Origin of the sequence: Mucilaginibacter sp. SJ (assembly GCF_028993635.1) — a bacterium.
GTDB lineage: Bacteria > Bacteroidota > Bacteroidia > Sphingobacteriales > Sphingobacteriaceae > Mucilaginibacter.
In genome coordinates, this window is the sequence record NZ_CP118631.1 from 1195985 (window position 1) to 1213533 (window position 17549).

At 41.7% G+C, this 17549-nt stretch carries 8 protein-coding genes; all 8 read right to left on the bottom strand.

Annotated features, from left to right (window positions below):
- Positions 1-141: 141 nt before the first annotated feature.
- The 8 genes from MusilaSJ_RS04765 to MusilaSJ_RS04800 all read right to left on the bottom strand — a co-directional run bounded on the left by MusilaSJ_RS04765 (position 142) and on the right by MusilaSJ_RS04800 (position 17378).
- Complete coding sequence (locus MusilaSJ_RS04765) at positions 142-1572, bottom strand: TolC family protein (RefSeq protein ID WP_274988912.1); 1431 nt, start codon at positions 1570-1572, stop codon at positions 142-144.
- Between the two features lie 13 nt (positions 1573-1585).
- Positions 1586-2263, bottom strand: coding sequence for an ABC transporter ATP-binding protein (locus MusilaSJ_RS04770; RefSeq protein ID WP_176624504.1), 678 nt, complete (start codon positions 2261-2263; stop codon positions 1586-1588).
- 314 nt (positions 2264-2577) lie between these two features.
- Positions 2578-4974: an ABC transporter permease gene (locus MusilaSJ_RS04775; RefSeq protein ID WP_274988913.1), complete on the bottom strand. Its 2397-nt coding sequence runs from the start codon at positions 4972-4974 to the stop codon at positions 2578-2580.
- A gap of 117 nt (positions 4975-5091) precedes the next feature.
- A complete protein-coding gene (locus MusilaSJ_RS04780; RefSeq protein ID WP_274988914.1) occupies positions 5092-7485 on the bottom strand; it encodes an ABC transporter permease in 2394 nt (797 codons plus the stop codon).
- Between the two features lie 61 nt (positions 7486-7546).
- A complete protein-coding gene (locus MusilaSJ_RS04785) occupies positions 7547-9925 on the bottom strand; it encodes an ABC transporter permease (protein ID WP_274988915.1) in 2379 nt (792 codons plus the stop codon).
- 114 nt (positions 9926-10039) lie between these two features.
- Positions 10040-12427 (bottom strand): ABC transporter permease, encoded by a 2388-nt coding sequence (locus MusilaSJ_RS04790; RefSeq protein ID WP_274988916.1) that lies wholly within the window; start codon positions 12425-12427, stop codon positions 10040-10042.
- An 89-nt stretch (positions 12428-12516) separates the two neighbouring features.
- Complete coding sequence (locus tag MusilaSJ_RS04795) at positions 12517-14877, bottom strand: ABC transporter permease (RefSeq protein WP_274988917.1); 2361 nt, start codon at positions 14875-14877, stop codon at positions 12517-12519.
- A gap of 83 nt (positions 14878-14960) precedes the next feature.
- Entirely contained in the window at positions 14961-17378 is a 2418-nt protein-coding gene (locus tag MusilaSJ_RS04800) for an ABC transporter permease (RefSeq protein WP_274988918.1), read from the bottom strand.
- Between the last annotated feature and the right edge of the window lie 171 nt (positions 17379-17549).

Below are 17549 nucleotides of genomic sequence, written 5' to 3' on the forward strand. Positions count from 1 at the left end.
CTTGGCAAACCTTATTATTTGCAAAACCGCTGCTAAATTAGAAATATCCAGCTAAACCCCACTGATAATTCAGTAATGTTTAACCGGATATTTAACTTATAATCTTTAATAAAAGTATAGGCTGTGTTAGTCTTATCGCATTTACAACGCTAATTTGCCCTGGTAATAATCAAGGATTTTGTTATAAATGTAACAGTCATAGCGGGCATTGATCATGTTTATCTTTGATTTATCAAGGTTATTTTTCGCTACTACATAATCAACGGAAGTTAAAACACCTGCATTGAACCGTATTTCGGCAGTACGAAATGACTCGGCATAAGCTTTAACCTGCTCAAGCAGCACAGTATACCTGTTATAGGCCGACGTCATGTTAAGATAAGCCTGTTCAACATCTTGTTTCAGTTTAATTTTAGTATTTTCTTCTATGTACTTATAATTGAGCAAATCGATCTTTGCTTTGGCTACTTTATTATGATTTTGAAAATAATTTAAGATCGGGATCTTCAGACTTACACCAAACTGTGTACTGTAATTATTTTTAAACTGGTCATAGTAGCCGATATCTTTATTTACATAATTGGCCTGCGTAGTTAAAACTGGTTGCTTACCGCCTGGTGTATTTATAAAGTTACCGGTATTTACGGTCGATGAGTCGGTGAACACTGAGCTTTGCGCTGCGCTTGAATAATTGGTATACAAACCACCATATAACGAAACATTTGGCAGCAAAGCCCCTTTAGCTACGCTAACAGCTTTTTCGGCACTTTGACGGCGAAGCGTGGCGGCTTTAACCAGGGCCAGTTGCTGTAACGCTGTATCGTAAACCTGGTCGGACGAGAGCACAGTTTGATTTGCAACGTCCTGCGCATTAATAGGCTGCAGCACAATATTTTTATTATACGGGATATTAAGTATTTGTAATAAGCTCAGTTTGGCACTTTCCAACGCGCTGTTGGCCGCAACAACATTCAGCTTATTATCGCCCAGCGTACCCTGCAAATCATAAAGATCGGACGGTAATTTATTAGCGCCGTCCTTTTCTAAAACAGTTAGCCTTTCAACCTGCTTTGCTGAAACATCAACCTGGTTTTTAACCTGCGCCAACAATTCTGTGTTATCCAGTACAAGCAAATAAGCAGTAATCACATTAATAGTAACCAGATCCTTGGCCTGCTGCAAATCCATTTTACCGGCCTGGTAAGCCAGCGAAGTTTGCTTAATAGCATTTACGTTTTGCAAGCCGCCAAAAAGCGTAAGGTTCGACTCGAGGCTATAGTTACCATAAGTTAATGACTGATTTACATAGGTATTTGTAAAGGGGTTAATATTACGCCCCTGGTTTATACCGTGGTTTATATTAGCATTTAAAGTTGGCAGCATATTTTCTTTAGCCTGCATAAAATCAATGCGGGCACTTTGGGCCTTTAATTCGCTTTGCTTTACATCAAGGTTATTTTTTATAGCAATATCAATGCATTTCTGCAACGAAAGTGATGTATCAGATTGGCCAAACGCTTTTGCCGACGACAACGTAACAAGACCGAGAAATAGTAATTTATAGTATCGCATTTTATTATTGAGTTCAGAGTTTTCTTGATGAATCGATCCTGCCATCCAGCAGATCGATAATGCGCGAACCGTATTCGGCATTTTTTTCGGAGTGGGTAACTTGTATAATAGTTACGCCATCTTCCTTATTCAGCTTCCGGAACAGTTCCATGATTTCCTCCCCTTGTTTTGAGTTGAGGTTACCGGTTGGTTCATCGGCTAATAACAATTTGGGTTTGGCAATAAGCGCGCGGGCTATGCCTACAAGCTGCTGCTGCCCGCCCGATAACTGCGCCGGGAAAAGATCTTTTTTACCAACGATGTTAAAACGATCGAGCATATCGGCAACCATGGCTTTACGCTCGGCACTTTTAAAATCCTGGTAAATAAGTGGGGTTTCAATATTTTCGTAAACGGTAAGCTCATCAATTAAATGGTAAGCCTGGAAAACGAAACCGATGTACTGCTTGTACAAAGCCGAACGTTGTTTTTCTTTGAGCTGATGCACCGCATGCCCTTCAAAATAATGATAACCGTCTGATGGTTCGTCGAGCATACCTATGATATTAAGCAACGTTGATTTGCCCGAACCTGAAGGACCCATGATCGAAATAAATTCGCCCTCGTCAACCTCAAGGCTAAGATCATTGAGGATGATGTTTCTGTTGCCCCCTACCTGGAAATACTTTGAAATATGCTGCAGTGATAACATTTTTAGTTATTGAATTAGTTGTTAGTAAATAAATGAGTTAAACAATAATACTCATCATTTTGCTATTAACATATCAATAACATACCAAAGTTATATCTAACTAATTATCAATACATTAAATCATTATATCAAAACTTTACTGTACGCTTATGTAACAGGATGCGTACGGTTATGATACAGTGATTTGAAGTCAATGGTCCAAAGTCGGGAGTTCAAAGTCTTTAATTGCAGAAGCCTTACATATTGGCTTAATTGAACCAATAGTAAGGCATTTACTTAAGACTTTGTACTTAGAACTTACTGCTCCCGACTAATCATTCGGAACGCAAGCTCTTAACCGGATTAGCAATTGCTGCCTTAATGGCCTGGAAGCTTACAGTAGCAAAAGCTATAACCAGTGATGTAAAACCAGCCATGCCAAATATCCACCAGCTAATATCAATGCGATAAGCAAAATCCTGCAGCCATTTATTCATGGCATAAAACGCTATCGGCCATGCTATAACGTTGGCAATGAGCACCAATTTTACAAAATGGCCCGAAAGCAGCAGTAATATATTTTGTACCGATGCACCAAGCACCTTGCGTACCCCTATTTCCTTAACCCGTTTCTCGGCCGAATATGATGCCAATCCGAATAATCCCAAACAGGATATAATGATGATCAACCCAGCTAAAATACTTACTACAGTGCTTACCTGATTGTCAACACTGTAAACTTCTTTAAAATGATCGTCAAGAAACTGGTATTCAAAGGGTATCCCCGGAAATTCCTTTTGCCAGGTTGATTGGATAAATGCAACAGCATCTTTAGCCCTGCCGCCGTTGACCTTAACCGACATTTGGTTGAACCCCTTACCGTTTACCAGGAACAGCGTTTCAATTTTATAATGCAGGGAATTGAAATTGAAATCTTTGGCTATTCCGGTAATCACACCCAACGAATCAAAACCAAACCTTTGCCCCAGTAATGATTCCATATTTTTTCCTTTATGATCTTTCAGCAGTTCCTTAGCCAGCGCTTCATTAATGATATACTGTTTCCAAACGGCCGAAGTATCGGTAGAAAAATTCTTTCCCATCAGCAGCTTGATCTTATACAGATCGAGGTAATTATTATCAACCACCAACAATGTTGACGTAAGCTGACGCAAAGGCGAATCGCCCAGTTTAAATGAGATCCCTGTTTGATCGAGATGACTGCCTAAAATATCCTGCGATGCGGTAACTCCCAGCACTATTGAATTGGAGAGTAATTCCTGCTTAAACAGATCATACTTATTTTGCGGAATCAAACCTAAGGGAACGTTAACAATCTGATCGCGGTTAAAACCGGGATCCTTTTTTTGCATAAACTTAAGCTGCCTGATAACCAAAACGGTAGCTACCATTAAAATCACAGCACTCGTAAACTGGCCAACAACCAAAATATTACGCAGCGGCACCTTATTGCCTCCTGCTGAAGTTAAAGCCCCTTTTAATACCTTGACCGGCTGAAATGACGACAGAAAGAGTGCAGGATATATACCGGATATCATGCCGACAAGCACTGTGCTTACTAACATCACTGCGATAAGCATTTTATTATCATGCAACGGCAAACTGATATCACGCTGGCTTAAACTATTGATAAAAGGAATAGCAAGGGTCACCAAAACACAGGCAAAAACTAAAGCTATCAGAGAAAGTAACACCGTTTCACCCAAAAATTGCATGGCCAGCTGAATACGCCCTGCCCCAATAGACTTACGTACGCCAACCTCTTTTGCCCGCTCCGACGACCGCGCGGTTGAAAGGTTAATGAAATTAATACAGGCTATTACCAAAACAATGATCCCTATAACTGTAAACAGGTTGGTGATATGTTTATCAAATTTTTGATAATTGATATAGTCCAACCCTATATCGGCCGAGTTTGCGTGAACATCTTTCAGGGACAACAGGAAGAGCTCGTAATTTTTAGGACCATCTTTACCTTTATATTTTTGAAGATAGGCCGGGAACTTCTTTTCAAGTGCCGCCATATTAGTGCCCGGTGCCAATTCAAGATAAGTATTTAACCAGTTGCCGCCCCAATTGGTAAACATCCAGGGTTTATAAATACTGCTGAATGAAAATAAACAATCAAACTGTAGCTGTGAGTTTTTAGGCACGTTGGCCAATATGCCGGTAACCGAATAAGTTATGGTATCCTGCCCGTAATTGGTCACGGTTTTACCTATCGGGTCGTCATTACCAAACATACGCTTGGCTGCATCTTCGGTTAATAAAACACTTCGCGGCTTTAGCAAAGCGGTCGCCCTGTCACCTCTTAATAGCTTGAAATCAAACATCTTCAAAAAAACCGAATCCACAAAGAACACCTGCGGCATATACACGCGTTTAAGCCCGTTGTTGAGCGGAAATTTTTGCTGCCAGCGCACACGCGTGAAGTTTTTTATTTCCGGGAAATCGGCCTTAAGCGTCGGGCCCATAGGGAACATAGATAAGGCTACTTTTTGCGTGGCGCCCATTCCCTCAAACTTTTGCACCTCGTTTAAGCGATAGATATTTTTTGTATGCAGGTTATCAAAGCTTTTTTCATAATAAACAAAAAGCGTGATCACAATGCAGGCCGCCATACCCACAGCCAGCCCAAAAATGTTGATGGCCGAAAAAACCTTGCTTTTCCAGATATTCCGCCAGGCGATTTTAAAGTAATTTTTTATCATCTCTTTTGTTCACTTGTTCATCGGTTCATTAGTTCATTGGGACTTATAGCTTAGCATATATTACACCCGCCCCGCGTTCGCCTAATGAACCAATGAACAAGTGAACCAATGAACTTTCTATTCGCTTCTTAAACTTTTAACCGGATTAGCTATAGCCGCTTTAATAGCCTGAAAGCTAATGGTTATCAACGTAATCACAATAGCCACTAAGGCCGATATAATAAATACATCGGGGCTAACCGTTACCCGGTAATCGTATTTTTGCAACCAACCCTGCAAAAAGTAAAAGGCTACCGGAGAGGCTATTACACAACTAATAAGCACCAGCAGCACAAAATCTTTCGACAGTAAAAACCATAGCTGGCTTACAGTTGCGCCTAATACCTTACGTACACCAATTTCTTTGGTGCGTTGCTCAGCGATGTATGCGGCCAGGCCAAACAAACCAAGGCATGATATAAAAATAGCCAGTCCCGCAAAAATGCCCGATAATTTACCTACCAATACTTCCTGGCCAAACTTGCGGTTATAATCATCATCTACAAAGCGATATGTAAATGGATACGCAGGACTATATTTTGAAAACACCTGCTCTATTTTATCAATAGCATCGTGCGGAATTACTTTAGGCGAAAGCCTGTAGATCATGTTTTGATGCGGATCATTATTATACAAAAACATGGTTGGATCGGCTTGTGCAAATGGCGATAGCATCAGCGCGTTTTTGACTACCCCAATTATCTTGCGTTGCTTACCTCCATATATTATTACCTGGCTTATCGGGTCGCCTTTAAGGCGCAGGCGCTTAACCGCTGCTTCATTGAAAATGATATTCAATGAATCGGACACCACATTATTATAATCTCTCCCGGCAAGCATTTTCATGCCCACAGTCTTAAAATAATCATTAGCTACAGCTATTACGCCCATTTCAACGGTTTCACCGGCAAATTTACCAGGCCATTGGTCAATGTTATTGTGCATGTTAATATCCGTAATGGTGCTTGATGCTGTGGAGATACTTTCAATCACACCGCTTTGCAATAATTCATTTTTAAAAGCGGAATAGTGCTTACCCAAATCTTCGTTGGCATTAGTGGCTATTAACCTATTAATATCGTATCCCGCCGGGCGGTTTTTGGCGTACTGAATCTGCCTGTAAATAACAGCTGTACTTATGATCAATGCTATTGAACAGCTAAATTGCATCACTACCAAAACTTTACGCGAATACGATGCCGAGCGGCCAACCTGAATTGTACCTTTTAACACCCTAACCGGATTAAATGACGAAAGATAAAACGCAGGGCGGCTACCGGCCACCAGGGCTGTAAGCAATACACACCCTATGGCAATCAGCCAAAAAATTGCGCTGTTAAAGGGTATGGAAATAGTAGTACCGGTAAGCGAGTTAAACAGCCCGAGCGCTATTTGAACAAAAAGCATTGAGCATATAAAAGAGATCAGTGTGATCAGTGTAGATTCTGTCAAAAACTGGAATATTAGATGCTGACGTTGTGATCCGATAGCTTTACGGATGCCGACCTCGCGCGCGCGTTTTTCAGACCGGGCAGTTGTGAGATTGATGAAATTCACACAAGCTATCAGCAGTACCAGTACACCAACAATACTAAAGGTGCGTACGTAATCAATAAACCCACCTACTGCAGCTCCATTTTTATAATCGGAAAAAAGGTGCCAATCGGTCATGGGTTGCATAATTACATCCGAGTTTTCGGCGTTGATATTTTTTTCGCCTTTTTCGATATGAAGGATCTTTGGGGCCAGTTGTGCGTACGTTACACCTGGTTTTAGCTTTGCAAATAGTTCGAAGCTATTGTTACCAAAGCTATCGTGGGCGTCTTTCATGTAAGGCTGTTGCTCCATCAAACTGAATGGAATAACATATTTAAATTGAAGCGACGAATTCAATGGTACATCCTGAATCACGCCGGTAACTTTTAAATTGTAGTTATTATCAACCTTAACTACCTTATTGATCACATTCCCGGTGCCAAATAAAGCGAGAGCGGTAGCTTTGGTCAATACAATTGAATACGGATCATTCAAAGCGGTTGTACGGCTCCCCTGTAAAAAATTGTATTGAAAAATTTTCAGAAAATCGCTACCTGCCTGCACGCCATCAATAGATAACTTCTTATCGCCTACCATTAACCCATGTGTGCCCCCCCAATCTGTGGGTGCTACATATTCTATTTCGGGCATAGTTTTCAACACATCTGCCAGTTTTAGCGATATTGAACTAAACGTCAAGGTTTCACCATTGCTGTTAAAATTACGGCGAACCTGGTATACCCTGTTGGCATCGGGCAAAAACCTGTCGTACGAGTACTCATTAGCAACCCAAAGCGCTATCATCAAGGCAACAGCCATCCCGGCCGCCAACCCCAAAACATTGATAGCTGTATAGGCTTTGTTGTTAGCGATGTTTCGCCAGGCTATTTTGATATAATTTCTAAGCATCTCTTCTATCATTAGGTCATTAATCATTGAGTCATTGGCCTCGCGAAAAAATGACTTAATGACGCGAAGCAAATGACTCAATGACTATTTATTCAGAACGCAAACTCTTAACCGGATTGGCCAACGCAGCCATAGTAGCCCGATAGCCTACCGTGATCCAGGCTATTATTAGGCTTGACAGGATCGACATTACAAATATTTGTGGACCGATACTAATCCGGTATTGAAAATCTTTTAGGTAATTATGCATTGCCCACCAGGCCAGCGGAGAAGCTATTACAAATGCAACAAGCAACAATATGCTGAACTCCTTACCAAACAACCATAAGATACTGCTGATATTTGCACCCAATACCTTACGAACCCCTATCTCCTTAGTTTTTCGTACAGCCATGAACGATACCAGGCCATACAAACCAAGACACCCTATAACAATTGCGATACCGGCAAACACTTCAACCAGGGTTAATAATATTTTATCCATCTCATAGAAACGGGCAATGGTATCATCCAGAAACTGGTAAGAATATAATTCTTCGGGGAAAGTTTGGTTCCAGATTTTATCAATATCCGCCAGTGTAGCTTTGGCATTACGCATATCTATCTTCACGGCAACGGTAGATAGTGACTGATAGTTAGGCATTACACATAATGGTGAAATCTCCGAATGGAAAGAGTAATTGTAAAAATCTTTCATTACGCCTACAATGGTACCTTTATAGTCGCGGCCATTAATTGCCATTTGTTTCCCTATTACATCCTGCGGTTTAAGGTGCAGTTTATTAACGAAGGTTTCGTTCACCAAAAACTCTTTAACCGAGTCGCCTTTGAAGAAGTTTCTGCCGGCAATCAGTTTAATGCCAAAAGTGGAAATGTAATTTTCGTCGGCCTGCTTGGTGTTGATGCTCCAATGCTCGTCTTCGGCGCGATTATCATATTGAATACCGGTATTACTATTTGAACGTGACGCCGGCGGGTTATAACAGTAAGATACATTTTCAACACCCTTAATTTCGCTGAGGCGATTACGCATAGTGCTCATTTTCATCTTATCGTTTTGAGGAAGCGGCACAAGCACTACGGCATTTTTATTAAAGCCAAGGTCGGCAGTTTGTGAATAATGTAATTGCGATACTACGATAATAGTACCGATGATAAGTACCTGCGATATAGTAAACTGGGTAACTACCAGTACCCTGCGTAACGAAAAACCGCCAACATCTTTTTGTGACAGTTTACTTTTAAGCGCTTTAATTGGCTGAAACCTCGCCAATACCAAACCAGGATATGAACCCGAAAGAAATACAACAACAATAGTAATAACAACTATAAAAGCGCTCAATTCGGCCCAGTTAAAGGTCATCCTTGCATGGAAGAGATTGTTTAATGGCGTCAGAGCTATCTCTGATAAACCAATAGCCACTCCAACAGCAATAATGCTGATGATAGCGGTTTCTGCAATAAACTGCCAGAATAATTGGAAAGGCTGGCTACCCAATACTTTACGGATACCCACCTCTTTTGAGCGGTTTAGCGCCTGGGCCGTAGCCAGGTTTATAAAATTTACCGAGGCTGTAATGATCAGGAACACACCGATAAAGAACAGCGCCCATAAATAGCTTTTATCGGCATAACCACCAAGTTCACGGTCAAAGTGCATTTCGGCAATAGGTTGTAATTTAAAGCGCCAAACCTGTAAATCCCTGCCGGTGTAATTCTTTTTAACCAATTGCAGCATGGCAGTTTCAACCTGTGCTTTGGTTACGCCCGGCTTCAACCTGGTAAAACCCTGACAACCGCTGTAAACACCGCCCCAGTTATTTTCACGGCCTTTACCTGCGTATGCTTCCATACTTGCATACGAAATAAAGATCTGTTGCTTTTGGTCGGTGTTATTTGGCAAATCTTGTAGTACACCAGTTATAGTAACAGTTATGTTATTATCCAGCTTAAAAGTTTTGCCTATTGGGTTATCATTACCAAAATATTTTTGGGCCATTTTTTCGGTAACCAAGGCTTCATTCGGGTTAACAAGCATGGTTTTCTTATCACCTTTAAGCAATGGAAAATTCAGGATGTCGAAATACTCGGGCTCAACAAAGGCAACACCATCATCCTCACCAAATTTTTTCACTTCACTTCCCTTGGTAATCGTGATCAGCGTTTTATTAAAGCTGATGTATCTCGCCGTTTTTTCGCTAAAAGCAAAGTCATTTCGATAACCCTTGGCCATCGGTTGCGGAATAGCGCCTACCCGATCTACACCCTGATCGTGAAACTCGGTATAAAAACGGTAGATCCTGTCTTTATCCTTATGAAAGGTATCAAAGCTCAGGTGGTAAGTGATCAGCGTAAATATTAGTACGCCGCAGGCTATACCCAAAGCCAAACCAATAACACTGATGGTTGCGTAAGCCTTGTTACGCACCAAATTTCGCCATGCAATTTTTATGTAGTTTTTGATCATAAACCCCTCCTAACCTCCCCAAAGGGGAGGAATTGTACTTGTGATATATTTAGTTATTAGTCATGTATTTTAATCTTCTTAAAGCCCTCTCCTTTGGAGAGGGTTTGGGTGAGGTTACTCACTTCTCAAACTTTTCACCGGATTTGTCAGCGCAGCTTTTATAGCCTGGAAACTTATAGTCACCAACGTTATAATTATAGCGGCCACTGCCGAAAGCACAAACACTCCCGGACCTATTGTTATCCTGTAATCATATTTCTGCAGCCAGTCTTTCAAAAAATAAAAAGCTACAGGCGTTGCTATTATGCAACTTAACATCACCAGTAAAATAAATTCTTTTGATAGCAGCAGCCACACCTGTGCTATTGAAGCACCCAATACTTTTCGTATACCAATTTCTTTGGTGCGTTGCTCGGCTACGTACGCAGCTAACCCAAACAAACCAAGGCATGAAATGAAAATAGCTAATCCGGCAAAAACGCCGGCAAGTTTGCCAACTAATGCCTCGAGGCTAAATTTGCGATTGTATTCCTCATCAACAAACTGATAGATGTACGGATATGCCGGGTTATAGGTATCAAAGATTTTCCCTATCTTTTTAATGGCATCCTGCATATTTACGTTAGGTGCCAGGCGATACATGATGTTATTACCTCCCCTACCATGATTAAATACAGCCGGCTGCACAGGTGTAAATGGCGATTCCATTAGGGCATCTTTAACCACACCTATAATATGAACCCGACCCATAAAGCTATAATTTATCACTTTGTTAATCGGATCTTTTAAGCCCATGCGTTTTACGGCAGCCTCGTTGATGATAACATTGGTTGTATCAGACGCCCACTCGGGCGAAAAATCACGCCCTTCTTTCATTGTCATGCCCATTGTTTTGAAGTAGTTGGGCGATATAGAGATAGCTCCAACATTGATACCTGTTTCACCCGCATTTTTACCAGGCCAGTTATCAACACCTGAGTGACTGTAAATATTAGTAACCGGGCTTGATGCGGAAGCTACACTCTCCACCAACCCGCTGGCAAGGAGATCATTTTTAAGAGCGCTATAATTTTTTTCAAGATCGCCGCTCATGTCAGTCATCATTAACCGGGTTGAGCTATAACCGTTAGGCCTGTTTTTAGCATATTGTATTTGCTGATAAACAATAAGAGTACTGATAATCAAAGCAACAGAACAACTAAACTGCATTACTACCAACACCTTGCGCGGCAATGAAGCCGACCTGCCAACCTTAATAGTACCTTTTAATACCTGCACAGGGTTAAATGACGATAGATAAAATGCAGGACGACTACCTGCTAACAAACCAGTAAGCAGCACATAGGCTATCATCATAGCCCAAAACAAAACATTGGTATATGGGATACTGATGGCACTGCCTACGATAGCATTAAAAGACGGAATAGCCAGCTGCACCATCACTATCGACAACAAAAATGAAATAAAAGTGATCATCACCGACTCGGCAAGGAACTGCGCAATAAGATCACTGCGTTGCGAGCCAATGGCTTTGCGTACCCCTACTTCGCGGGCCCGTTTTTCAGACCTGGCGGTTGAAAGGTTCATGAAGTTGATGCAGGCAATAAGCAGCACCAAAATACCTATCACGCTAAACATACGCACATAATCAATAAAACCGCCAACTGCCTTACCGTTTTTGAAATCATTATACAAATGCCATTTTTTTAATGGATGAATAATTACTTCCGGTTTCGCCGGGCGCATCTGTTCGTTACGGTCGTAAACTATGTTTTTAATTTTTGGTGCAATCTGATCCATAGTAACACCGGGTTGCAACTCCAGGTACATGTTAAAAGAGTTGTTTGTCCACGTAGTGCGGGCTCCTTTCATCCAGCCCTCGGTTGCTTCTTTAAAGCTGAAAGGAGTCAGGAAGCCGAATTGCAGCGTGGCATTTTTAGGAATGTCTTTTATTATACCCGTAACCTTCAAATTTTGACTATTATCGTAACGTATTACTTTATTAATCGGATCGGCATCACCAAAAAGAGCTATCGCGGTAGATTCATTAAGGATGATGGAATTTGGCTGGGTAAACACATCCTTTACATTACCTTTTACAAAGGTGTATTTAAAGATCTGTAAAAAGTCGGGATTCGCGGCACCGCCGGCAAGGTAAAGCTTTTTATCGCCTACCAGCAGGTCGTGCCATTGCATACCTACCCAATCTGTTTCGGCAACACGTTTAATTCCCGGGATTTCCTTACGCAATACCTCAGCCAACGGCAACGAAACCGCGGTCTGTGTATGTTCGCCATCATGCTGAGTAGTGAAATGTTGTTCAACCTGGTAAAGCTGCTCATAGTTGGGTAAAAACCTGTCGTACGAATATTCATTGGCTACCCAAAGCCCAATCATCAGCGCAACCGCCATGCCTGCGGCAAGCCCCAATATATTAATTGCGCTATAAACCTTGTTGTTAAGGATATTGCGCCATGCGATTTTTAAATAATTCTTTATCATGATCAAAATCATTAAGTCATTGGATCATTAAGCCATTGCTTCCCGCGTTTAAATGATTTAATGATGCGAAGCAAATGACCTAATGGAATTTATTCCGAACGAAGGCTTTTAACCGGGTTACTCAGTGCCGCTTTAACAGCCTGGAAACTTACAGTTGCCAGTGCTATAACTATGGCAGCAATGCCGGCAGCAGCAAATACCCACCATTGTACTGTTACCCGATACTGATAATTTTGCAGCCAGTTATTAGTAGCATACCACGCTACCGGAAAGGCTATCAGGCATGACACTGCAACCAGCTTTAAAAAATCGCGGGATAACAATCCGGTTAACCCTGCTACAGATGCACCCAGCACTTTGCGGATGCCTATTTCCTTGATCCTTCTCTCAGCGGTATAGGCAGCTAATCCAAATAAGCCAAGGCATGATATCACAATAGCCAGCGATGCAAACACTCCGGCCAGCTTGCCTGTTAGCGTTTCAGTTTTAAACAGCTCATCAAAATCGGCATCAATAAACTTGTACTCGAAAGGATAGCCCGGGTTAGCCCGTTTATAAACTTCACCTGTTTTAGCCAGCGCTTCTATTAAATTAACGCCTCGTTTAAAGCGGATAGTTAAAATGTTGTTGTTTTGCGGATGGCTGAATAACATGAGCGGCGCACCGGCAACATACATATCATTATAAAGGAAATCTTTGATAATTCCGGCAATTTGGTAAGGTTTAGTGCCGCCATCCCTGACAATGCCACCAACATGCCCTGCTTTACCCATTTGTTTGGCAAAAGCTTCGTTAATGATCACATTACTACTGTCGAGCTTAGCATTGGCGTAAAAATCACGACCGGCAACCAGTTTCATGTTCATGGTTGATACAAACTGCGGGCTCACGTTTTCAATGGTGATGAGCGGATTTTTTGAAGCATCCTTGCCATCCCATGAAAAATTATCGGTATTGCTCCATATCTGTAAAACAGGGTATTCGCTCAATGAGGCATCGGCCACTACGCCCGTTTGTTTCAGATCATTATTTACGGCCGCGAAATGATCGGTTAGCTTGCCTTTGGTATCGATGTAAACAAGGTTGTCTTTTTCATAGCCCAACTCCCTGTTCTTAACGTGCTGAATTTGCTGGTATATAATTACCGTACCAATAATCAATATAATTGATACCGAAAACTGGATCACTACCAAACTTTGCCTGATAAAACCGGCGCCCGCTGCTGTAGGCAGTTTGAGATTCTTTAATACAGCTATCGGGTTAAATGACGACAGGTAGAAGGCCGGATAGCTCCCGGCCAGCAAACCTGTAATAAATCCTATCGACAGTAAATAAATTAAATGTGATGGCTGCAATATGTTAATAGCCAATTCCTTTTGAACCAGGTTATTAAACGTTGGTAAAGCCACGTAAACTAATAGCACGGCTATAATTACCGCGATGAATGCCATGATCACAGCCTCACCTATGAACTGGCCAATAAGCTTGCCTTTACCTGCCCCCATTACCTTGCGTACCCCAACTTCCTTAGCACGTTTTTCAGACCGGGCAGTTGACAGGTTCATGAAATTGATACAGGCTATGATGAGGATGATAACAGCAATAGCGGCAAACAAACGAACGTATTCAATCCTCCCTCCATCCATTTTCCCATCGGTAAATTTATCGCGCAGGTTCCAATCATTCATGCCGAAAAGGAATGATACTGTTTTATTACCATTTTTCTTGGTGCCGATGTAGTTAGCCAACTTTTTATCAACAGCTTTAACATCTGCAGTTGGCTCAAGCTCCACATATGTGCGGGCCCAGTTGGCGCTCCAATCCTGCATCCAGAGTTGCATATGATCGATATTTTTTAAGGGAGCGAACCATTGCATCTGAAAGGTTGAGTTTTTGGGCAGATCGGTAAATACGCCGGTAACCGTAAAATCCTGTTCGTTATTCATCTTTAAGGTTTTGCCCATCGGATTGGCATCGCCAAAAAACTTTTTAGCCATGGTAGTGCTAATCACCACCGAATGCAATTCATGAAAAACATTAGCTTCATCACCTTGTACAAAAGGCAGTTTCAACATCGGGAAGATCTCCGCATCTGTATAGGAACCATCTTCGTTAATTACCTTATCGCCCAGCGCAAATACGATATTATCGGAGCCTGCCATGCGCGCAGCATTTTTAACACCTGGAATATCGGCCTTCAAAGCTGCTGCCATAGGCCCCGGAGTAGCGCGGAACGTAGAGGTTTTGCCATCATAGGTTTGATTTTCGCGAACCGTGTACAGGTTGTCCCGCTTTACAAAATTGTTATTAAACGTAAGCTCATCCTGCACCCACAAAAATATCATAGATGCGCAAGCCACGCCAATAGCAAGACCGGCAATGTTCAAAAAACTGTAAGCCCGGTTGTTCATCAGGCCGCGTACGGTGGTTTTAATGTAATTTCCTATCATGGTTAGGTGTTCATTGGTTCACTTGTTCATTCGTTCATTGATACTTGTATAGTCCGTTAACTGCAAACTGCCACTGCCAACTACTACTCACTCCTCAGGCTTTTTACCGGGTTGGCAAGCGCTGCTTTAACAGCCTTGTACCCTACTGTTACCCACGCTATTATCAGCGATGATACGATCGCCAGTAAAAAGATCCAGACACCCATCGATATACGGTATACAAAGTTTTGCAGCCATCCGTTCATGATATACCATGCAGCCGGCATAGCTATCAGGAATGAGATACCTATAAGTACCATAAATTCTTTCGAAAACAGGAATACTATGCTGCTTACCGATGCGCCTAATACTTTGCGGATGCCTACTTCTTTAGTGCGCTGAACTGCCATAAACGATACCAGGCCATATAAACCAAGGCATGAGATAAAAATGGCTATCCCGGCAAACACCTTGTAAACCAATGCCATTTTATTTTCCTGTTCATAAAATTTAGCTATATTTTCATCAAGGAAATAACCGTTGTAGGCATACTCAGGATAGGTGTCTTCCCAGATCTTTTGCAGTTGAGACACGGTTTTGTTCAGATCGGATGCCTGGATTTTGATGCCTATCTGTCCTTCAAATTTCTTTGCCGGTGATATTACTATTGGCTTTATAGCTTCACGAAGCGAATTGGTTTTAAAATCTTTAACAACACCAACTATTTGCAGCCATTTGCCGCCGCCTAAACGTATAGTTTTCCCTATTGCTTCATCGGCTTTTTGAATCCCCAGTTTATGTATAAAGGTTTCGTTAACCACATACTGTTTTGCAGTATCGCTTACGTCATAGGCTTTGCCCGCGGCAAATGTTAGCCCATATGTTTTAAAATAATCAGCATCTCCAAATTTGAGGTAGGTATTAAAACCAACGTCTTTGGTTGAGTTGTTGAAATCAAAATTAGTACCCCAGTTATTTTCTGACGATGGAACATCTGAAGAAAAGCTAACTGACGTTACCCTCGGATTTTGTAACACCCGTTGCTTAAACGATTCCATTTTTCGGAGGCTTAAACTATCGGTATAGCCGGGAATGATAAGCAAAGCGTTTTTGTTAAAACCAAGGTCCGCTTTGTTTACAAAGTCCATTTGATTTACCGCTACGATGGTACCAATAATGAGCAATTGTGATATGGCAAACTGGGCAATCACCAATCCGCGACGGAGTGGAATCCCACCGATAGAAGCCGCCGTTATTTTATTTTTAAGTGCAAGTACCGGTTTAAAACCAGACACCACCAACGCCGGATAAATGCCCGACAATAACACTATAGTTACCGTACTTGCGGCCAAAAACAATAAACTGCCCGTAGTGAACAAGCTGATACTATCAGGCACATTAGCTATATTTTTCAATTGGGGCATAGCCAGCCTGGCAACGGCCAACGCAATTAAGGCCGAAGCAATAACGATGATAGTAGTTTCGCCAATTACCTGGACGATCAATTGCGGGCGTGTACTACCCAATACCTTACGGATCCCTACTTCTTTTGACCGGCCAACAGATTGCGCCGTCGACAAGTTGATGAAGTTGATAGAGGCCATGACAATGATTAGTAGCGCAATGAACGACAAGGTACGCAAGGTAGCCTTGCTGGTGCTATGATCGCCAAGCGGGTTGCCTATCCGGGTATCAAAATGCATATCAGCAAGCGGCTGAGGCAATAACGTAGTTTGTGTCGATCCTTTTTTAAAGTGTTTGGCCGAAAATGCTTTTAACTGGGCATCGATGGTGCTTTTTGACATGCTGGCCGGGAACAACATAAACACCTCGTGACTGCTACTGGTTGAGCCCCATTCGGCACTGTAATTGTAATCTTTCGGGTGCTGTTTCCAGGTATCAAAGGATACCATTATTTTAAACGGAAAATCACTATTTACCGGAGCATCTTCAACAATGCCCGATACTTTTAGCGTTAACACATTATCCATTTTAAGGGTTTTGCCTACAGCATCTTTCCAATCGCCAAAATATTTAACGGCCGAGCTTTTATCCAAAACAACCATATCGGGATTGGCTAATACCGAGGGGTTGCCCGCCAACCATTTATGGCTAAAAATATCAAAGAACTGGGGCTGAATAAATAACACGCCAATATTTTCAGTAAATTTCTTATCACTGCTACTACTTCCGGTGGCTTGCGGCACTGTGATCTGGCTACCATAGCTGCTGTTCAAAGCTGCCACTTTAGCCTGAGGTATATCCAAACGAAGGGCATCTGTAGCAGGAACTGCAACACCAGGGTTGGTTGTAGTTTCCGACTCATGTTTCTCCTGTGTAACTACGCGATAGATATTTTTATAATTAGGATTAAAAGTATCAAAACTGAGTTCAAACTGGATGATAACGAAAATGAGTAAGCAGGCTGCCAAGCCAACTGTTAAACCTGCAACATTTATAGTAGAATAACCTTTATGACGAACGATATTTCGCCAGGCTATTTTGAAGTAATTTTTTAGCATATCGTACAGTAATTTTTGATTACAATGTAAAACATATACCAAAACGAAAACAAACTGAATATCAATTACTTATATTAACCACCAATAATATACTGTTCGTAAGTGTAACACCTTGTGTACGGTATTGATACAGTGTTTTGATTTCGGATTTGGGATGTTCGATTTCGGATT